The following is a 19,574-nucleotide window of genomic DNA, read 5'->3' on the forward strand; positions in this document are numbered from 1 at the left end:
GGGTGCGGCGTCGGCCTGGGGTGCGCGGGGCGTGTAGATGCGCCCGAGGGAAACCGAAGGGAGCCGAAGGCGTACGAGGTTGACGAAGGGGAAGTCCGGAGCGAAGGCTCCGGACCGCAATCGTAGCCCCGCGCACCCCAGGCCGACGACGCGCCCGGCGTCTTAAGAACCAACCCCCCAAAAGAAAACAAGGGAAACCCCGCGATAGATAACGCGCATATCCACCCCCACAATTTCTATTGTGCAGCCCCCCGCTCGCCCGCCTAGACTCTCCCTCATCAAGCGACACCCACGGAGTTCCTCATGCCTGCCTACGGCCCGCCGTTGAATTTCCAGCGCTGGATCCAAGACCACGCTCATCTGCTGAAGCCCCCCGTCGGCAACCAGCAAATCTGGCAGGACAGCGACTTCATCGTCACCGTCGTCGGCGGTCCCAATCACCGCACCGACTATCACGACGATCCGCTTGAGGAATTCTTCTATCAAGTCCGCGGCAACGCCTGGCTCTCCCTGTGGATCGACGGCAAACCCGAACGCGTCGACCTGAAGGAAGGCGACATCTTCCTCTTGCCCCCGCACGTCCGCCACTCCCCCCAGCGCCCCGAAACCGACAGCGCCTGTCTCGTCATCGAACGCCAGCGCCCTCAAGGCCTGCTCGACGGATTCGAGTGGTACTGCCCACATTGCGGCCACCTCGTCCATCGCGTCGAAGTCCAGCTCAAAAGCATCGTCACCGACCTGCCTCCCCTCTTCCAGGCCTTCTACGAAAGCCAGGAAAAACGCACCTGCCCCGGCTGCGGCGAAATCCATCCGGGCAAGGGCCAAGCCCCGACCGCGCAACCCACACCCGCCCAGGCATCCACTTAAGATGATCCAGAAAATCGACATGCACGCGCACTTCTTCCCGCCGATCACCCGGCAGGAAGCCGCCGCGCTTGACCCCGTCAACGCGCCCTGGCTGCGTCCTGACGAAAACGGCACGACCGGGCAGATCATGGCTGGCGACCGCCCCTTCCGGCCTGTCAACGCCACCCTCTGGGACCCCGCGCTGCGCATCGAACAGATGGACCGCCACGGCGTCGATGTCCAGATCCTGTGCGCCACGCCCATCATGTTCGGCTACACCTACCCCGCGCAGGCTGCCGCCGATTGGGCCGCGCGCATGAACGATCTTGCGCTCGAACATTGCGCCCACGCGCCCACGCGCCTCAAATCCCTGGCCCAAGTCCCCCTGCAGGACCTCGACCTCGCTTGCCGCGAAGCATCGCGATCACGCGCGGCCGGCCACCTGGGCGTGCAGATCGGCAACCACGTCGGCCCGCGCGACCTTGACGACGACACGCTTGTCCAGTTCCTCGTCCACTGCGCCAACGACGACATTCCCGTCCTCGTCCATCCGTGGGACATGATGACCGACGGCCGCATGAAGAAATGGATGCTGCCGTGGCTCGTCGCCATGCCCGCAGAAACCCAGCTCGGCATTCTGTCCCTGATCCTGTCCGGCGCCTTCGAACGCATTCCCCGCAGCCTAAAGCTGTGCTTTGCTCACGGCGGCGGCAGCTTTGCGTACCTGCTCGGCAGAGTCGACAACGCCTGGCGCCATCGCGACATCGTCCGCGAAGACTGCCCGCATCCGCCCTCCTCGTACACCGACCGCTTCTACACCGACAGCGCCGTCTTCGACCCCCGCTCCCTGCGTCTGCTCATCGACGTCATGGGCGAAGACCGCGTCCTGCTCGGCTCCGACTATCCCTATCCCTTGGGCGAGCAAGAAGTCGGCAAGCTCGTCACGCACGCCGACCTCGTGCCCGGCGTGCAGCAGAAGATTTTGTTCCGCAACACGATGACCTTCTTTGGCTTGCAGGCGCAGCAATGACACGCGCTGCAGTGAACCAACGCGCCAGCGAATCCACGCCACCGCGCGCATCACATCCACGACCGTGACACACGGCATAGCAAGGGGAATCACCATGAAACGCATCCATACGCTGGCCGCCGCCGCGGTGCTCGGGCTGTCGCTGAACGCGGCCGCGCAAGCAGACGTCAAGATCGGCCTGCTGACCACGCTGACCGGCCCCGGCTCCGTGCTCGGCCAGGACCAGCTCGACGGCTTCATGCTCGCCGTCGAACAAGGCGGCGGCAAGCTCGGCGGCGTGGCCGTGCAGGTCATCAAGGAAGACGACCAGTTCAAGCCTGAAGTCGGCGTCCAGGCCGCGCGCAAGCTCGTGCAAAGCGACAAGGTGCCCATCATCACCGGCGTCGTCTACTCCAACGTCATGCTCGCCGTCGTGCGGCCCGTGACCAGCGCCGGCGTCTTCCTGGTTGGCTCCAACGCCGGTCCCACCAATCTCGCCGGCAAGGACTGTTCGCCGTATTTCTTCTCCACGTCCTGGAACAACACCCAGCGCCACGAAGGCAGCGGCGAAATGGCCAACCAGATGGGCTTCAAGAAGGTCTATCTGCTGGCCCCCAACTACCAGGCCGGCAAAGACGCCATGGCCGGCTTCAAGCGCTTCTACAAGGGCGATGTCGTCAACGAAGTATTCACGCAGGTCAACCAGCCCGACTATTCCGTCGAACTGGCCGCGCTGGCCGACGCCAAGCCCGACGCCGCGTACGTATTCTTTCCCGGCGGCATGGGGGTGAACTTCATCAAGCAGTATCGCCAGGCCGGGCTCTTCGGCAAGATCCCGCTGCTGTCGGTGGACACCATCGACGGCGCCACGTTGCCCGCGTTGCAAAAGGACGCGCTGGGAGCCGTCACCAACGTGCCGTATTCGCCCGACCTGGACAACGCCGCCAACAAGGCCTTTGCTGAAGCGTTCCGCCAGAAATACGGCCGCGAGCCGTCCAGCTACGCCGCGCAGTCCTATGACGCCGCCCAGTTGATCGGCTCCGCGCTCAAGAAGACCGGCGGCAAGACCGACGACAAGGACGCGTTGCGCAAGGCCCTGGAAGCCGCCGACTTCCAATCGGTGCGCGGCGAGTTCCGCTATCAGCCCAACCACTTCCCCGTGGCCGGATTCTTCCGGGCAGACGTGGCCGAGAACGCCGACGGCAAGGTCGCGTTTGTCAACAAGGGCCCCATCTTCCCCGACCTGTCCAAGGTCTCCGACCAGTACGCCGCCCAGTGCGTCATGAAGTGAAGCGGGCGGCCCAGCCGGCCGCCAGCAAGGGGGTGTAGCCATGTCCACGACGCTGCTGCTGGTGCAGGCCTTGAACGGCCTGCAACTCGGCATCCTGCTGTTTCTGCTGGCCGCCGGTCTGACACTGGTGTTCGGCATCATGAATTTCATCAACCTGGCGCACGGGTCGCTGTACATGATGGGTGCGTTCATCGCGGCCACCGTGTTCCGGCACACCGGCTCGTTCCTGCTGGCCGCCGCTGCGGTCGTCGCGGGCATGGCCGCGCTGGGGCTGTTGCTGGACCGGATCGCGCTGGCGCGGCTATATCCGCGCGATCACCTGGACCAGGTGCTGGCCACGTTCGGTTTCATCCTGTTCTTCAACGAGCTCACCCGCATTCTGTGGGGACCCGCGCCGATCAGCATGGGGCTGCCGTCCTGGCTGTCCGGCACCATCGACATCCTGGGCGTCACGTATCCGCTGTACCGGTTTCTCATCATCGTGGTCGGGCTGGTGGTCGCGGCGGGGTGTTACCTGCTCATCCATCGCACTCGGCTCGGCATGCTGATCCGCGCCGGGTCCACCGACCGCATGATGGTCGGCGCGCTGGGTGTGAACATCGCGCGCCTGAACACGCTGCTGTTCGTGCTGGGCGCCGTGCTGGCGGGCCTGGCCGGGCTGATGGCCGGCCCCATCCTGTCCGCGCAGACCGGCATGGGCGAACCCATCCTGATCCTGACGCTGGTGGTCATCGTGATCGGCGGCATCGGCTCCGTGCGCGGCGCATTCCTGGCCGCGTTGATGGTCGGGCTGATCGACACGCTGGGACGCGCGCTGCTGCCGACGCTGCTGCGCGCAGCCCTGCCCCCGGCAGCGGCCAATGCCGCAGGCCCCGCCATCGCGTCGATGCTGATCTACATCGTCATGGCGCTGGTGCTGGCGATGCGGCCGCAGGGCCTCTTTCCCGTCAGGCACGGATAAGGACGCCGACGCCATGTTCACGCTATCTCCCCGCACGCTGGCCGCCGCCGCGCTGCTGTTCTTGTTCGCCCTGGTGCCCGTGTATGCGCAGTGGCAGGGCGAACCGTTTCTGCTGGCGCTGTTCGGCCGCGTGCTGGTTTACGGCATCGCGGCGCTGGCGCTGAATCTGCTGCTGGGCTACGGCGGCATGGTGAGCTTCGGCCATGCGCTGTATCTGGGCCTGGGCGCGTATTCCGTCGGCGTGCTGTCGCACTACGGCATCGAAAGCGGCTGGCTGCATTTGGCCGGCGCCATCGGCGCGTGCGCGGCCGTCGGGCTGGTCAGCGGCTATGTGGTCATGCGCACCAACGGCATCGCGTTCATCATGATCACGCTGGCCTTCGCGCAGATGTTCTATTTTCTGGCGACGGGGCTAGAAGGCTTTGGCGGCGACGACGGCATGTCGCTCTTTGCCGGCAGCGACTTTGGCCTCTTCCGGCTGGACACGCCGCTCGCGCTGTATTGCACGGCCTTCGGCGTGCTGCTGCTGGTGCTGTGGCTGATGCACCGGCTGATCCACGCGCCCTTCGGCATGGCCCTGCGCGGCTGCCAGGCCAACGAGCGCCGCATGCGCGCGCTGGGCTTTCCCACGCTGCGCTACCGGCTTGCCGCCTATGTGATTTCCGCCGTCATCTGCGGCGTGGCGGGCGTGCTGCTGGCGAACCTCACCATGTACGTCTCGCCGTCCTACCTGGCGTGGACCACGTCGGGCGAACTGATTGTGATGGTCGCGCTGGGCGGCCTGGGCACGCTGTTCGGTCCGGTGGCCGGCGCGCTGGCGTTTCTGCTGCTGGAAGAAGGCTTGAAGCTCATCACCGATCACTGGATGCTGGTCATGGGCCTGTTGATCGTCGGCGTGGTGCTCGCCTCGCGGCGCGGCGTCTACGGCAGTCTGTCGGCAACACCGTGGTGCATGCCTCGCCGGGCGGCGCGCCATCCCTCCGGAGAGCCGCAATGAGCGCCCTGCGCATCGAAAACCTGGAAAAGCGCTACGGCGGGCTGACGGTCACCGACAAGCTATCGCTGGACGTGGCCAGCGGCGAGCTGCACGCCGTGATCGGCCCCAACGGCGCCGGCAAGACCACGCTGATCGGGCAACTGAGCGGCGAACTGCGGCCCGACGCCGGACGCGTGCTGCTCGACGGCAAGGACGTCACGCGCATGCCGGTGGAAAAGCGCGTGCGCCACGGCCTGGCGCGCTCTTATCAGATCACCTCGGTCTTCAAGCCCTTCACCGCGCTGGAGAACGTGGCGATGGCAGTGCAGGCGCGGCGCGGCCACAGCTTCCGGTTCTGGCGGCCCGTGCTGTCCACACCGGCGTTGACCGGCCCCGCCCGCGAGGCGCTGGCCCTGGCCGGCCTGTCGGCGCGTGAGAACACGCCGGCCAGCGACCTTGCCCACGGCGAACTGCGCCAGCTCGAACTGGCGATGGTGCTGGCATGCCAGCCGTCGCTGCTGCTGCTGGACGAACCCATGGCGGGCATGAGCCAGCACGAGTCCGAGGCCATGACCCGGTTGCTGCTGTCGCTGCGCGGCCGCTACACGATATTGCTGGTGGAGCACGACATGCAGGCCGTCTTTGCCCTGTCCGACCGCATCACGGTGCTGGTGTACGGCCGCGCGCTCGCGTGCGGCACTGCGGACCAGATCCGCGACGATCCGCAGGTCCGTGAATGCTATCTGGGCAGCGAGCGCGGCCGCCCCCGGGAGGCGCGCGCATGACCGCCCTGCTCTCGCTGCGCGGTGTCACCGCGCACTACGGCGCCAGCCAGGCGCTCTTCGGCATCGACCTGGACATCGCGCCCGGCGAATTCGTGACCCTGCTCGGACGCAACGGCATGGGCAAGTCCACCACCGTCAAGGCGGTGATGGGCCTGAACCCCGCCTCGCGCGGCGCCATCAGCTTCGACGGCGCGGACATCAGCCGCCTGCCGTCCTACAAGGTGGCGCAGTGCGGCATCGGGCTGGTGCCTGAAGGCCGCCATGTCTTTCCCAATCTGTCCGTGCGCGAGAACCTGGTGGCCACCGCGCACAACCGGCAAGGCGCGGCGCAGCCCTGGACGCTGGAGCGCGTGTACGCGCTGTTCCCGCGCCTGTCCGAACGCGCCAAGCACCTGGGCAGCCACTTGTCGGGCGGAGAACAGCAGATGCTGGCCATCGGCCGCGCACTGCTCACCAATCCCCGGCTGCTGATTCTGGATGAGGCCACCGAAGGGCTCGCGCCCGTGGTGCGTGAAGAAATCTGGGCCGCGCTGGATACGCTGAAGCAGACCGGTTTGGCCGTGCTGTGCATCGATAAGAACCTGGAGCCGCTGCTGGCCACTGCCGACCGCCACGCCATCGTGGAGAAGGGGCGTGTGGCGTGGACCGGCACGTCGCGGGAGTTCCTGGACGACGAGGCGCGGCTGCTGCAGTACCTGGGGGTGTAGGAGCAGGCCCGAGGATTGCGCAGCTACGCCTGACGAGTCGCCGGCAGCGCCACGCCCAGCCGGCGGCTCCAGTCCGCCATCTCGTCCCACAGCGCGGGCGGCACGGGCAGGCCAAGCCGCTGCCGTTCCCGCTCATGCTCCGCCTCCGGATCGCCAGGCATGCGGGGCGCGCCCGGCGCCTGTGACAGCTCGACCGCCATCCCCGCCACCACCGCGGCCAGCGCCGCCCCTCCGGCAAAGCGCGCCGGGTCGATGACGATGAAGAACGCGCCCAGCTCGCGCGGCTGGTCCAGCGCCTCGTACATCGACGAGATATGCGGGCCGAATGGATTGCCGTTGAGCGGTCCGCACAGCAACTCGACCATCATCGCAAGGCCATACCCCTTGTAGCCGTATTCCTCGCCACCCAGCGGGCGCAAAGCGCGCGCGGCCTGCGCGTCGGTGCAGTCCGCTCCGTTCTCGTCCAGCGCCACGCCCGCCGGCAACGCCAAGCCATCGCGCCGCGCGTTCATGACACGGTTCCAAGGGATGGAGGTCGTGGCCATGTCCAGGCACAACGGCGCCCCGTCCGCGCGCGGAAACGCCAGCGATAGGGGATTGGTGCCGAAGAAGGCTTCGCGCCCGCCAAAGGGCGCGGCGACCGAGTCCGAATGCGTGAAGGCGATGCCGATCAAACCCTGCCCGGCTGCCGCGCGGCTGTAGAGCCCAATCGCCCCGCAATGCGAGGAGTCGCTGACGCCGACCGCCGCCACGCCGGCGTCGCGGGCCAGCTCGATGGCCAGCGCATTGGCCCGATGCGCCACCACGATGCCCTGCCCCCGGCCCCCGTGGACCTGTGCCGTGCCCGGCCCCGAGCGCGCGACGCGGACGTCGGGCCTGGCGAGGATCGAGCCGTGCGCCACACGATTCAGGTAATGCGGCAGCCGCGCGATGCCGTGCGAATCGATGCCCCACAGGCTGGTCTGCGCCAAGCTGTGCGCCAGGCAGCGCGCATCGTCCTCGGGAAAATCCTGCGCAAGCAGGCACGCCTCGGCCCAGCGTTCCCATTCGTCGGCGGTCACGCGGCTGTCGGCGTCCATGCTTGTCTCCTAGGTGGCCGCCTGCACGGCGTGGAGCACGCCGTGTTCGCGCAGCGTTTCAAGATGTTTGGTCAGGCATTCGACGAACGCGGGCGAATCGCCCAGGTCGCCGAACACGGGTTTGAAGCGCGCCAGCACCGTCGCGCGACGCTGCGCCGCCTGCGACGGCTTGGCGGCATGCGCGGCCACCTCGGCGCGCGACAGCAGGCGGTCCAGCCGCGCCGCGATCGGATCCTGGATGGCGTAAGCGCTGCCCTGTTCGTCTTCGCCGCGCAGGTAGTTCAGCCACGCGGCCACCGCCAGACACAGGCGATCGATGCCATGGCCAGCGCGCAGGCGGTCTCGGATCGTGTCCAGCAGGCGTTGCGGCAGCTTCTGCGACCCGTCCATGGCGATCTGCGGCAGCGGATGCGGCAGCGCAGGGTTGGAAATCCGCTCCAGGAACCGCAGGCGGTACTCCACCAGCCCCGCATCGGGAATGCCGCGCAACGTCGGCGCAATTTCCTCGCGCATCATGGCTTCGACGAACGCGCGCAGCGCCGGGGTATTGGCGGCGTCGGCCATCGTATGCAGGCCCAGCGCCGCGCCCAGATACGCCAGAGCCGAATGCGGCCCGCTGACCATTCGCAGCTTCAGGCGTTCGTAGGGCGCCGCGTTGCGCACGAAGGTCGCGCCGCCCTGCGCGTCCCAGGCGGGGCGGCCGGCGGCAAACTTGTCTTCGATCACCCAGTTCAGATAGGGCTCGCCCAGCACCGGCCAGGCGTCCTCGACGCCCAGGCGCTCGGCGATCCGCTGGCGGTCCTGGTCTTCGGTGGCCGGCACGATGCGGTCGACCATGGAGTTCGGGAACGTGCAGTTGCGGTCGATCCAGTCGGCCAGCGTCACGTCCACCCGCAGCGCAAACGCCAGGACCAGGCTGCGCAGCGTATCGCCGTTGCCCCGCAGGTTGTCGCACGACATCAGCGTGATCGGCGGCAGGCCGCGCTCGCGGCGCAGGGCCAAACCATGGACCAGGATGCCGATGGTGCTGCGTGGCCGGATGGGGTTTTCCAGGTCGTGCAGGATGTCCGGATCGTCCCAGCGCAGGTGGCCGGTGGCCGGTTCGTGGCTGTAGCCCTTTTCCGTGACGGTCAGACTGACGATGCGGGTCTGCGGGTACGCGATGCGTTCCAGGACCGCGTTGGGGTCCTCGTCGGCCACCATCACGCGCAGCACGGAACCCACGATGCGCAGTTGTTCCCGGTCCTGGCCGTCCGGGCCGGCGTCGCGCACGGCAAGGGTGTACAGGCCGTCCTGCGGCGTCAGCGCATCGCGCGTGGCCGAGTGACGCAGGGATACGCCCAGGATGCCCCAGCTGAGGTCGCCGCTGGACTGCATGGCCTGGTCCGTGACCACCGCCTGATGCGCCCGGTGAAAGGCGCCCAGTCCCAGGTGGACGATGCCCGGCGTCAACCGGCTGCGGTCGTAGCTGGGCTTTTCCACGTCAGCGGGCAGACGCGGCAATGACTCGGAATTCAGACGTTCAAGCATGGGTGCGCAATGCCTAAAAGGGGCGACGCCAGGGTATAGCACGCCCCGAGCCGTCTTCGCTACATCACCGCGCCAAGTTGCCACGGAACGAATTCGTTTTGCCCGTAGCCGTGCGTCTCGCTGCGGGTGCGCCGGCCCGACGCCGTCTGCAGCATGAGCTGGAAAATGCGTTCGCCCATCTGCGCCACGCTTTGCGCGCCGTCGACCACTTCACCGCAATTGATGTCAATGTCGTCAGCCTGGCGTTGCCACAGCGCCGTGTTGGTGGACAGCTTGAGCGACGGTGCGGGCGCGCAGCCATAGGCGGACCCGCGGCCGGTGGTAAAGCAGATCAGGTTGGCCCCCCCGGCCACCTGCCCGGTGGCCGACACCGGGTCGTAGCCCGGCGTGTCCATGAAGACCAACCCGCGGGTGTGCACGGGTTCGGCGTATTCGTAAACGTCGGTGAGGTTGGTCGTGCCGCTCTTGGCGATGGCGCCAAGCGATTTTTCCAGGATGGTGGTCAGGCCGCCCGCCTTGTTGCCGGCCGAGGGGTTGTTGTCCATCTCGGCGTCGTTGCGGGCGCAATAGTCTTCCCACCAGCGCACGCGCGCCAGCAGCTTTTCGGCCACGGCGGGCGTCTGCGCCCGGCGCGTCAAAAGGTGTTCGCCGCCGTAGATCTCGGGCGTCTCGGACAGGATCGCCGTGCCGCCGTGGCGCACCAGCAGGTCCACCGCCGCGCCCAGCGCCGGGTTGGCGCTGATGCCGGAATAGCCGTCCGACCCGCCGCACTGCAGGCCCACGGTCAGGTGGCTGGCGGGCACGGCCTGGCGTTCGACGCGGTTGGCCTGCTCCAGCATGCGCTCCACAAGTTCGATCCCGCGCGCCACCGTCTTGCGCGTGCCGCCCGTGTCCTGGATGTTGAACGTATGCAGCATGCCGCTTTCGCGCAGATGCTCCTGTTCCATCAGCCCGCCAATCTGGTTGGTCTCGCAGCCCAGCCCCACGACCATCAGCCCGCCAAAGTTGGCATGGCGCGCGTAGCCGCCCAGCGTGCGCCGCAGCACGCGCAGCGGTTCGCCGTCGCTGCCGGTGGCACAGCCCGCGCCGTGGGTCAGCGCCACGACGCCGTCCACATTCGGACAGGCGGCCAACGCCTCGGGCCGGATGTCGCGCCGGAAGTGGTCCGCGATGGCGCGGGCCACCGTGGCCGAACAATTCACGCTGGTCAGGATGCCGATGTAGTTGCGGGTGGCGATGCGGCCGTCGGCGCGCACGATGCCGTCGAACATGGCCGGCGCGTCCACGAAATCGGTCGGCCGCGCGTCCTGCCCAACGGCGTAGTCGCGCTCGAAATCCGAGAACTCCAGATTCTGGCTATGCACGTGCTGGCCGGGCGCGATGTCCTGCCGCGCCACGCCAATGATCTGGTTGTAGCGGCGCACCGGCTCGCCGGCCGCGATGGCGCGCACCGCCACCTTGTGGCCGGGGGGCACCAGCCCCACGACCGTCACGCCCTCGCCTTCCAGCCGCGTGCCGCTGACAAGCTGGCGCCGGGCGATCACCACGTTGTCCGCCGGGTGGATGCGTATGACTGCGGTATCGGTCTGCGACATGAGGACTCCGGAAGGCAAGAAGGCGCAGGGATCAGCCGTCGATCAGCGCGGGATCCCAGGCATGGACGCGCTGACGCTGTTCGCCCAGCCCGGCGATGCCGAGTTTCATTTCGTCGCCCGCCTGCAGGTAGACGGGCGCGGGCTTCTGGCCCATGCCCACGCCGGGCGGCGTACCGGTGCTGATGAGGTCACCCGGATACAGCGTCATGAAGCGGCTGACGTACGACACCAGTTGCGCCACGCCGAACACCATGGTGCGGGTGCTGCCGTTCTGGTAGCGCTTGCCGTTGACCTCAAGCCACATCTCCAGGTCCTGCGGATTCGGCACTTCATCGGCCGTCGCCAGCCACGGGCCGATCGGGCCGAACGTGTCGCAGCCCTTGCCCTTGTCCCAGGTGCCGCCGCGTTCGATCTGGTACTCGCGCTCGGACACATCATTGACCACGCAGTAGCCGGCCACGTGCTTCATGGCGTCGGCTTCGCTGACATAGCGAGCCTTCTCGCCGATCACCACGCCCAGCTCGACCTCCCAGTCGGTCTTGACCGAGTCCTGCGGCAGCACGACCGCATCGTTGCAGCCCACCACGGCCGACGTCGTCTTCATGAAGACGACGGGTTCGGCCGGCACAGGCAGCCCGGACTCGGCGGCGTGATCCGCGTAGTTCAGGCCGATGCAGATGAACTTGCCCATGCCCGACCACGGCGGGGCCACACGGCCCGGTTGCGCCACCAGCGGCAGCGACGCCGGATCCAGCGCGCGCAGTTCCGCCAGCGTGGCGGGCACGAGCGTCTGCGCAGTGATGTCGGCAATGACGGACGACAGGTCGCGGACCTGGCCCTGCGCATCGATCAGCGCGGGCTTTTCTGCGCCCTTGGCGCCATATCGCATCAGTTTCATAGCGGTTTCCTTGTTGCTGGAAAAGAAGATTTCAATTGGACCAGCCGCCGTCGATGACTTGCGCGGTGCCGGTGGTGAAGGCGGATTCGTCGCTGGCAAGATACACCGCCAGCGCGGCGATCTCTTCGGCCCGGCCGATGCGGCCCATCGGCTGGCGCGCGGTGAAGGCGGCCTCGACCGCCGCGACCGGCTGTCCGCTGGCCAGCGCCTGCGCGTCGATGCGCTGGCGAAGAGACGGCGACTCGACCGTGCCCGGGCAGATCGCGTTGCAGCGGATGCCCTGGCCCACGTAGTCGGCGGCGACCGCCTTGGTCAGCCCGATGACGGCTGCCTTGGTGGCGCCGTAAGCGCAGCGGTTGGGCGCGCCCTTGATGCTGCCGGCCACGGACGCCATGTTGACGATCGACCCCGAGCCGCGCGCCAGCATGGCCGGCAGGCACGACCGGATCAGCAGATACATGGATCGCACGTTCAGGTTGAACGAAAAGTCCCAGGCATCTTCGTCGCAATCCAGGATGGTGCCGGCATGCACGAAGCCCGCGCCATTGAACAGCACATCGACCGCGCCCGCGTCCTGCGCCAGCGCGCGCACCGCACGGGCGTCGGTCACGTCCAGCACCTGCGTGCGGCAACCGGACAGGGTTTCCAACGCGGCGCCGTTCAGATCCACGGCCAGCACGTCGGCGCCCTCGTGTACGTAGGCCAGCGCCACGGCGCGGCCGATGCCCTGCCCGGCGGCGGTGACGATGGCGGTCTTGCCTTGCAGTCTTCCTGACATGTTCGCGGTTCCTTATTTGCCGGCCATGCCCATTGCGGTGGGCAGCCACAGGGTGATCTGGGGGATGTAGGTGATGGCGATCAGGGCCACGAACAGCGGCACCAGCCACGGCAGGATGGCCATCGTGGTGCGCTCGACCGACAGCTTGGCCACCCGCGCCAGCACGAACAGCACCATGCCCATGGGCGGATGCAACAGGCCGATCATCAGGTTCAGCGTCATGATCAGCCCGAAGTGGATCGGGTCGATGCCCAGCTTCAGGACGATCGGCAGCAGGATCGGCACCAGGATGGTGATGGCCGCGATGGTGTCGATGAAGCAGCCCACGATCAGGATCAGGATGTTCGCCATCAGCAGGAACACCCACTTGTTCTGCGTCACGCTCAGGATCGCGTCCGTCAGCGCCTGCGCCGCCTGCGTCGTGGTCAGCAGCCACGCAAACACCGAGGCGGCCGTCACGATGAACAGAACCGATGCGGTGGTCTCGATGGTGTCGAACGAGGCCTTGGCCAGCGTCTTGAACGTCATGGACCGATAGCGCACCAGCCCCAGGAACAGCGCCCAGATCACGGCGGCCACTGCGGCTTCCGTGGGCGTGAACCAACCCAGCGTCATGCCGCCGATCAGGATCACGGGCGCCATCAGCGCCATGACGGCCGAGAAGTTGAACTTCCAATCCAGCAGCAGCAAGGCCGCGAACGAAATGCCGGTGGCGACGTTGGGCGACACGCCCGCCAGCGTCATCAGCCAGATCGACAGCGGAAACGCCAGCACGATCAGCACTTCCAGTCCCGCGCCGCCCAGCCGCTTCCAGTTGAACGCCACGTCGCCGCCCCAGTTGTTGCGGCGCGCGTAGTACGCAACGGTGAGCATCATCAGGATGGTCAGCACCAGGCCGGGGATCAGGCCGGCCAGGAACAGCGATCCGATCGACACGTTGGCCATCATGCCGTAGATGACGAACGGCAGCGACGGCGGAATGATGGGACCCAGCGTGGCCGACGCGGCCGTCACCCCGACCGCGAACTCGGTCTGGTAGCCGTGGTCCTTCATGGCCTTGATCTCGATGGTTCCCAGGCCCGCGGCGTCGGCAATGGCGGTGCCGGACATGCCGGCAAACACGACCGAGCCGATGATGTTCACCTGCCCCAGCCCGCCGCGCATCCAGCCCACCAGCGCCACCGCGAAGTTGTAAATGCGGCCCGTGATGCCGGCGATGTTCATCAGATTGCCGGCCAGGATGAAGAACGGCACGGCCAGCAGCGGAAACGACTCGACGCCCGCGATCATGCGCTGCGCGATGACCACGTCCGGCACGCTGCCGGAAATCAGGATGAACAGCAGGGACGCGCCCGCCATCGAGACCGCCACCGGCAGCCCCATGATCATCAACAGCAGAAAGGTTCCTATCAGGGTGCCCATGTATCGCTCCTGGCAAGGCACTGCGGATTCGGGGAAGTTCTGTCCAGCGATTCAGTGCAGCGCTTCAATCCAGCGACTCATAGGCCGCCGGATTCTCCAGGATCGAATAGCCCTGCCGCCAGTTCTGCACAGACACCTGCAGCGACCGCAGGAACATCATCGCGAACCCCGCCAGCGCCACCCAGTACACGTAGGACTTGTTCCAGAACAGCGTGGTCATGGGCTCGTCGCCCACCAGCACGATGTAGCGGTACGTCAGCCACACTGCATAGCCGAAGAAGGCCGTGCGCAGGATGTCGATCAGCGTGGACAGCACGCGGCCGATGGGCTTGGGCAGGTAGCGGTAAAGAAAGTCCACCTGGATATGGCGGCAGGCGCGCACGCACATGGCCGATCCCAGAAACACCACGCCGATCAGGCAGTACACCGCCAGTTCCTCGGTCCAGGCGTACGAGTCGTTCAGCACATAGCGCGAAAAGAACTGCAGGAAGACCAGCAGCGCCATCGCCCAGAACATGGCCAGACAGATCCAGTCTTCCGGCTGGTAGCCGACCAGGCTGACTTCGTGGTGATCGGCTTCCTCGAAGCTCTGGACGATCTCGTCCACCGAGGCGACGTGATGCGGGCCGGGCGGCTCGTCCGGCTGATGGCTGACGGCCGCCATCGTCGCGGCCTTCGCGTTGGTGTGCATGGAGTTCCCCTCGTACGGGATCGGTCAAGCGATCGGGTCAGGCGATTGCCGGAAGCGATGCGGTCAGGCGCTGCATTCAGGCGATGCATTCAGGCGCAGCGGGCCGCGGCGGCGGCCCGCCCGCCGGGGCTCACTTCACCGCCTGGATCTTTTCCCAGTCCGATTGCTCGTAGCCGTACTGCTTGAACGGCACCTTCTCCAGCACGGTGGTGCGGAAGTCGTCGATGTTGACCTCGGCCACCGTCAGGCCGCGCTGCTTGAACACGTCAACCATCTTTTTCTCGGACGCGGCCACCTCGGCCGATGCCTTTTCCGCGGCCTGCTGCGCGACCTCGGCGAAGATCTTCTTGTCCTCGTCCGACAGGCTCTTCCAGAGCTTGCCGGAGATCACGGTGTTCAGGTGATCGACAATGTGGCCCGTGAGGATGATGTTCTTCTGCACCTCGTAGAACTTCTTGGCCTCAATCGTGGTCAGCGGATTCTCCTGCGCCTCGACCGTGCCGTTCTGCAGGGCCAGGTAGACCTCGGCAAACGCGATGGGCGCGGTGTTGGCGCCACAGGCACGCGGCATGGCCAGGTAGGCGGCCACGTCCGGCACGCGGATCTTCAGGCCCTTCATCTCGCTGCACTTGGTGAACGGTTTGTTGGACGTCGTCTGCCGCGTACCGTAGTACGTGGTCGCGACGATGTGATTGCCGCTCTTTTCGTCGTAGCCGCGCGTGAGCTCCTTGTAGATGTCGCTCTTGGTGTAGGCGATCAGGTGCTCGGGGCTGCGGAAGGTGTAGGGATAGTAGGTGACTCCGATGCGCGGAAAACTCTTGGCCGCGAAGCTGGACCCGGAAATGATCATGTCGACCGTGCCGAGCGTCAGGCCCTGGTTGATGTCGTTTTCCTTGCCCAGTTGCGAGGCCGGATAGACATCGATGTGATAGCGCCCGTTGGTGCGCTTCTCGATCTCCTGGGCGGCCCACACCGACGAGGTATGGAACGGCTCGGACGTCTCGTACACGTGCGCCCATTTCAGTTTGGTCTGCGCCAGTGCAGAGCCGCTGACGGCTAGCGCGACGGCGGCAAACAGCACTTTGATAGCGTTGCTCGGCTTCATGTTGTCTCCTCTCTTTGAGGTGGCGGGCTCGGCGGCCTCGCGTCATGTTTTACATATGGAGTTCACCTACTGGAGCTGCACCTTCGTACTGCGACTGCGATTTGCCATCGGCGCCCGTCGCGGGCGCCGGCAGCCATTGCTATTCAGCGCGCAACGCTTCGGCCGCGCCGGGCCAGCTGGCCATCAGGCGGTCGTACGAGCAGGAAAGATGGTCACGCATAGCGGCCCGCGCGCCTTGTTCATCACCGGCCGCGATGGCGTCGATGACGCGGCGGTGTTCCGTGATGGCGACGGCCCAGCTGTCGGAATTTTCGAAGTAATCGCCCAGCTTCACGGAAAGCGGGTTGTGGCGTTCGTCGAAGAGTTCGCCCACGACGCGCACCAGCACGGCGTTGTTGGCCATTTCAGCCACCCGCAGGTGAAACAGGCGGTCGCCGCGGATGGGCACGCTGCCTGCCCGCGCCTCCTCTTCCATGGCGTCGACGGCTTCGCGCAGGCCTTCCACCAGCGCGGGCACCGGATGGAGCGCGGCCTGCGCGGCCAGCTCGCTTTCGATGGTGCGGCGGGCGCGGATGGTTTCAAGAGGGCTTTCGGCGGTCAGGCTGGCGCGCGGCGCGCCGCCCGGGCTTTGCACATACACACCCGAGCCCATGCGCACTTCCACCCAGCCTTCGACCTCAAGGGCGATCAACGCCTCGCGCACCGATGGCCGCGACACGCCCAGCTTCAGCGCAAGGTCGCGCTCGGGCGGCAGGCGCGCACCGGCCGGAAACTCGCCGGCCTCGATCAGCAGGCGAAGCTGATCGGCGATCTGGCGATACAGGCGGCGAGGTTCGATAGTCTGAATCGGCATGAAAGAAGACAGCTCGATGACAGGACGAAACGGTAAAGTGGCCTTACCAATTGACCAGAATCCTGCGCCTGCTGCCGTTGGGTCACAATTAGGGTTTGCCCATAGGCACGCGGTGTGCCACGCGGGCAACCCTTATCTGTTAAAAAGCCGCCACCACGGCTTTCTTCCGATTCCATGACCCACGATCCGCAACACTCGCCCTTCAAGAGCACCGGCGGCGCGCGCCGCATCCTCAATGCGCTGCGCTATTCCTGGCAGGGCCTGAAGGCGGCCGTCAAATATGAGGCGGCCTTCCGGCAGGAACTGGCCCTGGCCGTGCTGATGATTCCGGCGGCGTTCTTTCTGGGCCGCACCACGGTCGAAGTGTTCTTCCTGGTGGGCGTGGTGGTCATGGTGCTGGCGGCGGAACTGCTCAATTCCGCCATCGAAGCGCTAGCCGATGCGCTGTCCGTCGAACGCCACCCCCTTTTGGGGCGGGCCAAGGACCTGGGCAGCGCGGCGGTGATGCTGCTGCTGATATTCGCCGGAACGGTCTGGGTGGGGGTGGCCATCAGCCGTTTCGTCATGCATTGACACGGGTTCGCACCGCGACGGGGATGCGACTCTATTTATACTGGGAGCCATGATGCCTCAATCGACGTCAGCACCCTCCAAGCGCATCGTCATCGTCGGCGGTGGCGCAGGCGGCCTCGAACTGGCCGCCAAACTTGGCCGCACGCACGGCCGTCAACACATCACCCTGGTCGACAGCCGCCCCTTCCATATCTGGAAGCCTTCGCTGCATGAAGCGGCGGCGGGTACGCTGGACATCCACCAGGAAGGCCTTTCCTACCTGATGCTGGCCCACCTGGACGGTTTCTCGTTCACCCAGGGCCGCCTTGAAAGCGTCGACCGCGAACGCCGGTTGATCACGATAGACGCCGTCAACGACGCCCAGGGCCAGGAAGTCCTGCCGCGCCGCGAACTGGCGTACGACACGCTGGTGCTGGCGCTGGGCAGCACGTCCAACTTCTTCAACACGCCGGGCGCGGCCGAACATGCGGTCACGCTGGACACCACCGAAAACGCCGAGCAATTCCGCCTGACCATGCTCAAGGCCATGGCGTTGGTCGATCAGGCCAAGGTACGCAATCCGTCCGCGCGGCTGGACCTCGTGATCGTCGGCGGCGGCGCCACCGGCGTGGAACTGGCGGTGGAACTGACCGAAGCCAGCCACGTCGTCAGCGCCTATGGCCTGCCGAACTTCCGCGCCGACCGCGACCTGGCGATCACGCTGGTCGAGGGCGCGCCGCGCATCCTGTCCGCCCTGCCCGAGAAGATTTCGGTGGCGGCGACCAAGCGCCTGACCGAACTGGGCATCCGCGTCGAGACCGCCTGCCGTGTTTCCGAAGTGACGGGCGACTCCGTGCGCACCGCCGACGGCCGCGAATTTCCTGCTCAGCTGTGCATGTGGGCCGCGGGCATCAAAGGCCCGGCGCTGCTGGCCGACCTGGGGTTGCCGCTGAACAAGCTGGGGCAGCTCGAAGTCAACGAGCGGCTCGAAACGCCCGACCCGCACATCGTGGCGCTGGGCGACTGCTGCGCGGCGCCGTGGCGCGAGGACCGCACCGTGCCGGCCCGCGCCCAGGCCGCGCACCAGCAGGCCGACTACCTGACCAAGAAGCTGACTGCCCGGCTGCGCAACAACCCCGAGCCCACCGACCCCTACGTCTACCAGGACCACGGGTCGCTGGTGTCGCTGGGCCAGGACGCCGGGGTGGGCAGCCTGATGGGCAAGCTCGCCGGACGGGGACTGTTCGTAAGCGGTACACTGGCGCGCCTGATGTACATGAGCCTGCACCTGATGCACCACCGCGCGGTGCTGGGCGCCTCGCGTACCGTCTCCCTCGCCCTGGCTCGCCTCCTCATGCGGCGCACGCGCCCGCGGGTCAAACTGCACTGAATCCCATGAATTTCCTGCAAAAACTCGAACACGCCTGGACCACCAGCAACTCGCTCCTGCAAGTCGGGCTGGATCCCGACCCGCAGCGCTTTCCGCGCGAATTGCAGGACAAGCCGGACGCCATCTTCCAGTTCTGCCGCGACATCGTCGACGCGACCGCGCCATATGCGTGCAGCTTCAAGCCGCAGATCGCGTACTTTGCCGCGCACCGCGCCGAAGATCAGCTCGAAGCGCTGTGCCAGCACATCCGCGACAAGCACCCGGATCTGCCCATCGTGCTGGACGCCAAGCGCGGCGACATCGGCTCCACCGCCGAAAACTACGCCCGCGAAGCCTACGAGCGCTATCAGGCGCACGCGCTCACCGTCAGCCCCTACATGGGCCTGGATTCGGTCGAGCCTTACCTGGCCTGGCGCGACCGCGGCGTGATCGTCCTGTGCCGCACGTCCAATCCCGGCGGCTCGGACCTGCAATTCCTGAAGATGGACAACGGCGAGCCGCTGTACCTGCACGTCGCGGGGCTGGTGGCCGACAAATGGAATGCCAACGGCCAATGCGGTCTGGTGGTGGGCGCCACGTTCCCGAATGAACTGGCCGCCGTGCGCCAGCGCATCGGCGACGCCCTGCCCCTGCTGGTGCCGGGCATCGGCGCACAGGGCGGCGACATCACCGCCACCGTGAATGCCGGCGCCAACGCGGCGCGCAACGGCATGATGATCAATTCGTCGCGCGCCATCATCTACGCCAGCGGCGGCGACGACTGGCGCGAAGCCGCCGCCGAAGCCGCCAAGGGCCTGCGCGACGCGATCAACGCGGTACGCTGATTCGTCAAAAGCGGCAAAAGCCGCTGCACGGTGCGCGAACGCACGGTGCAGCGGCTTTTTTCATTTTGAGCGGTCTTGGTTTGGCACGGTGTCAGACACCCTCGCGGCGCCTGACCAACTTGGTGGTCACTTCGGACGGGTGTCAGACACCTGGAAGTGGCGGCTGGCCAAAGTGGCTGGAGCGCAGGTGTCAGACACTGTCTGCACCGCTGTGACCCAGGTGTCTGACACCCCTGAACGGCGGTCACACGCCGAAGACCCGCTCCCTGGGTGTCTGACACC

The 19,574-nt window shown here is 66.7% G+C and carries 19 protein-coding genes; 10 read left to right on the forward strand and 9 right to left on the reverse strand.

Features of this window, described 5'->3' with window-relative positions; translation table 11 throughout:
- The first annotated feature begins 303 nt into the window (after positions 1 to 303).
- The 7 genes from ASD71_RS01200 to ASD71_RS01230 all read left to right on the forward strand — a co-directional run bounded on the left by ASD71_RS01200 (position 304) and on the right by ASD71_RS01230 (position 6,575).
- Complete coding sequence (locus tag ASD71_RS01200; RefSeq protein WP_056558785.1) at positions 304 to 867, forward strand: 3-hydroxyanthranilate 3,4-dioxygenase; 564 nt, start codon at positions 304 to 306, stop codon at positions 865 to 867.
- A gap of 1 nt (position 868) precedes the next feature.
- A complete protein-coding gene (locus ASD71_RS01205; RefSeq protein WP_082578745.1) occupies positions 869 to 1,876 on the forward strand; it encodes an amidohydrolase family protein in 1,008 nt (335 codons plus the stop codon).
- A 94-nt stretch (positions 1,877 to 1,970) separates the two neighbouring features.
- Positions 1,971 to 3,146 carry an ABC transporter substrate-binding protein gene (locus ASD71_RS01210; RefSeq protein ID WP_056558788.1) on the forward strand — a complete coding sequence of 392 codons (1,176 nt, stop codon included), beginning with the start codon at positions 1,971 to 1,973 and terminating at the stop codon, positions 3,144 to 3,146.
- Positions 3,147 to 3,186: 40 nt separating this feature from the next.
- Positions 3,187 to 4,107 carry a branched-chain amino acid ABC transporter permease gene (locus ASD71_RS01215; RefSeq protein ID WP_056558791.1) on the forward strand — a complete coding sequence of 307 codons (921 nt, stop codon included), beginning with the start codon at positions 3,187 to 3,189 and terminating at the stop codon, positions 4,105 to 4,107.
- A gap of 13 nt (positions 4,108 to 4,120) precedes the next feature.
- Positions 4,121 to 5,104 carry a branched-chain amino acid ABC transporter permease gene (locus tag ASD71_RS01220; protein ID WP_056558793.1) on the forward strand — a complete coding sequence of 328 codons (984 nt, stop codon included), beginning with the start codon at positions 4,121 to 4,123 and terminating at the stop codon, positions 5,102 to 5,104.
- Positions 5,101 to 5,868 (forward strand): ABC transporter ATP-binding protein, encoded by a 768-nt coding sequence (locus tag ASD71_RS01225; RefSeq protein WP_056558796.1) that lies wholly within the window; start codon positions 5,101 to 5,103, stop codon positions 5,866 to 5,868. Before ASD71_RS01220 ends, ASD71_RS01225 begins: the two co-directional genes overlap by 4 nt.
- A complete protein-coding gene (locus tag ASD71_RS01230) occupies positions 5,865 to 6,575 on the forward strand; it encodes an ABC transporter ATP-binding protein (RefSeq protein WP_056558800.1) in 711 nt (236 codons plus the stop codon). The genes ASD71_RS01225 and ASD71_RS01230 overlap by 4 nt, the downstream gene beginning before the upstream one ends.
- A 23-nt stretch (positions 6,576 to 6,598) precedes the next feature.
- Here ASD71_RS01230 and ASD71_RS01235 read toward each other — a convergent pair whose 3' ends face one another.
- The 9 genes from ASD71_RS01235 to ASD71_RS01275 form a co-directional block, all read right to left on the reverse strand.
- The gene (locus tag ASD71_RS01235; RefSeq protein ID WP_056558803.1) at positions 6,599 to 7,654 is read right to left on the reverse strand and encodes an Ldh family oxidoreductase; all 1,056 of its coding nucleotides are present in this window, start codon (positions 7,652 to 7,654) and stop codon (positions 6,599 to 6,601) included.
- 9 nt (positions 7,655 to 7,663) lie between these two features.
- Complete coding sequence (locus tag ASD71_RS01240; RefSeq protein WP_056558805.1) at positions 7,664 to 9,184, reverse strand: mannitol dehydrogenase family protein; 1,521 nt, start codon at positions 9,182 to 9,184, stop codon at positions 7,664 to 7,666.
- A 59-nt stretch (positions 9,185 to 9,243) separates the two neighbouring features.
- Positions 9,244 to 10,779 carry a UxaA family hydrolase gene (locus tag ASD71_RS01245; protein ID WP_056558808.1) on the reverse strand — a complete coding sequence of 512 codons (1,536 nt, stop codon included), beginning with the start codon at positions 10,777 to 10,779 and terminating at the stop codon, positions 9,244 to 9,246.
- A gap of 31 nt (positions 10,780 to 10,810) precedes the next feature.
- Positions 10,811 to 11,677, reverse strand: a complete 867-nt coding sequence (locus ASD71_RS01250; protein WP_056558810.1) for a fumarylacetoacetate hydrolase family protein — start codon at positions 11,675 to 11,677, stop codon at positions 10,811 to 10,813.
- A 31-nt stretch (positions 11,678 to 11,708) separates the two neighbouring features.
- The gene (locus ASD71_RS01255) at positions 11,709 to 12,455 is read right to left on the reverse strand and encodes an SDR family oxidoreductase (protein ID WP_056558813.1); all 747 of its coding nucleotides are present in this window, start codon (positions 12,453 to 12,455) and stop codon (positions 11,709 to 11,711) included.
- Positions 12,456 to 12,467: 12 nt separating this feature from the next.
- Positions 12,468 to 13,877: a TRAP transporter large permease gene (locus tag ASD71_RS01260; RefSeq protein ID WP_056558815.1), complete on the reverse strand. Its 1,410-nt coding sequence runs from the start codon at positions 13,875 to 13,877 to the stop codon at positions 12,468 to 12,470.
- A gap of 64 nt (positions 13,878 to 13,941) precedes the next feature.
- Entirely contained in the window at positions 13,942 to 14,568 is a 627-nt protein-coding gene (locus tag ASD71_RS01265) for a TRAP transporter small permease (RefSeq protein ID WP_156395051.1), read from the reverse strand.
- A 130-nt stretch (positions 14,569 to 14,698) separates the two neighbouring features.
- On the reverse strand, positions 14,699 to 15,673 hold the full coding sequence (locus ASD71_RS01270; RefSeq protein ID WP_056558818.1) for a sialic acid TRAP transporter substrate-binding protein SiaP: 975 nt from the start codon (positions 15,671 to 15,673) through the stop codon (positions 14,699 to 14,701).
- Positions 15,674 to 15,812: 139 nt separating this feature from the next.
- On the reverse strand, positions 15,813 to 16,526 hold the full coding sequence (locus ASD71_RS01275) for a FadR/GntR family transcriptional regulator (protein WP_056558820.1): 714 nt from the start codon (positions 16,524 to 16,526) through the stop codon (positions 15,813 to 15,815).
- 174 nt (positions 16,527 to 16,700) lie between these two features.
- Here ASD71_RS01275 and ASD71_RS01280 point away from each other — a divergent pair, with 174 nt between their 5' ends.
- From ASD71_RS01280 to pyrF, 3 genes are read left to right on the forward strand one after another with little or no spacing between them, the layout of a single operon-like run.
- Positions 16,701 to 17,099, forward strand: coding sequence for a diacylglycerol kinase (locus tag ASD71_RS01280; RefSeq protein ID WP_056325453.1), 399 nt, complete (start codon positions 16,701 to 16,703; stop codon positions 17,097 to 17,099).
- A gap of 49 nt (positions 17,100 to 17,148) precedes the next feature.
- Complete coding sequence (locus ASD71_RS01285) at positions 17,149 to 18,468, forward strand: NAD(P)/FAD-dependent oxidoreductase (protein WP_056558824.1); 1,320 nt, start codon at positions 17,149 to 17,151, stop codon at positions 18,466 to 18,468.
- 5 nt (positions 18,469 to 18,473) lie between these two features.
- Positions 18,474 to 19,292, forward strand: coding sequence for an orotidine-5'-phosphate decarboxylase (pyrF, locus tag ASD71_RS01290; RefSeq protein WP_056558827.1), 819 nt, complete (start codon positions 18,474 to 18,476; stop codon positions 19,290 to 19,292).
- The last annotated feature ends 282 nt before the right edge of the window (positions 19,293 to 19,574 follow it).

The sequence above is a fragment of the Achromobacter sp. Root565 genome, from assembly GCF_001427425.1.
Classification (GTDB): Bacteria; Pseudomonadota; Gammaproteobacteria; order Burkholderiales; family Burkholderiaceae_B; genus Achromobacter; species Achromobacter spanius_D.

Coding starts and splice junctions, on each gene's coding strand:
- ASD71_RS01235 (WP_056558803.1), bottom strand. CDS start 7,654: ATGGACGCCGACAGCCGCGTGACCGCCGACGAATGGGAACGCTGGGCC.
- ASD71_RS01200 (WP_056558785.1), top strand. CDS start 304: ATGCCTGCCTACGGCCCGCCGTTGAATTTCCAGCGCTGGATCCAAGAC.
- ASD71_RS01220 (WP_056558793.1), top strand. CDS start 4,121: ATGTTCACGCTATCTCCCCGCACGCTGGCCGCCGCCGCGCTGCTGTTC.
- pyrF (WP_056558827.1), top strand. CDS start 18,474: ATGAATTTCCTGCAAAAACTCGAACACGCCTGGACCACCAGCAACTCG.
- ASD71_RS01230 (WP_056558800.1), top strand. CDS start 5,865: ATGACCGCCCTGCTCTCGCTGCGCGGTGTCACCGCGCACTACGGCGCC.
- ASD71_RS01215 (WP_056558791.1), top strand. CDS start 3,187: ATGTCCACGACGCTGCTGCTGGTGCAGGCCTTGAACGGCCTGCAACTC.
- ASD71_RS01210 (WP_056558788.1), top strand. CDS start 1,971: ATGAAACGCATCCATACGCTGGCCGCCGCCGCGGTGCTCGGGCTGTCG.
- ASD71_RS01275 (WP_056558820.1), bottom strand. CDS start 16,526: ATGCCGATTCAGACTATCGAACCTCGCCGCCTGTATCGCCAGATCGCC.
- ASD71_RS01270 (WP_056558818.1), bottom strand. CDS start 15,673: ATGAAGCCGAGCAACGCTATCAAAGTGCTGTTTGCCGCCGTCGCGCTA.
- ASD71_RS01280 (WP_056325453.1), top strand. CDS start 16,701: ATGACCCACGATCCGCAACACTCGCCCTTCAAGAGCACCGGCGGCGCG.
- ASD71_RS01265 (WP_156395051.1), bottom strand. CDS start 14,568: ATGCACACCAACGCGAAGGCCGCGACGATGGCGGCCGTCAGCCATCAG.
- ASD71_RS01225 (WP_056558796.1), top strand. CDS start 5,101: ATGAGCGCCCTGCGCATCGAAAACCTGGAAAAGCGCTACGGCGGGCTG.
- ASD71_RS01255 (WP_056558813.1), bottom strand. CDS start 12,455: ATGTCAGGAAGACTGCAAGGCAAGACCGCCATCGTCACCGCCGCCGGG.
- ASD71_RS01260 (WP_056558815.1), bottom strand. CDS start 13,877: ATGGGCACCCTGATAGGAACCTTTCTGCTGTTGATGATCATGGGGCTG.
- ASD71_RS01205 (WP_082578745.1), top strand. CDS start 869: ATGATCCAGAAAATCGACATGCACGCGCACTTCTTCCCGCCGATCACC.
- ASD71_RS01240 (WP_056558805.1), bottom strand. CDS start 9,184: ATGCTTGAACGTCTGAATTCCGAGTCATTGCCGCGTCTGCCCGCTGAC.
- ASD71_RS01250 (WP_056558810.1), bottom strand. CDS start 11,677: ATGAAACTGATGCGATATGGCGCCAAGGGCGCAGAAAAGCCCGCGCTG.
- ASD71_RS01285 (WP_056558824.1), top strand. CDS start 17,149: ATGATGCCTCAATCGACGTCAGCACCCTCCAAGCGCATCGTCATCGTC.
- ASD71_RS01245 (WP_056558808.1), bottom strand. CDS start 10,779: ATGTCGCAGACCGATACCGCAGTCATACGCATCCACCCGGCGGACAAC.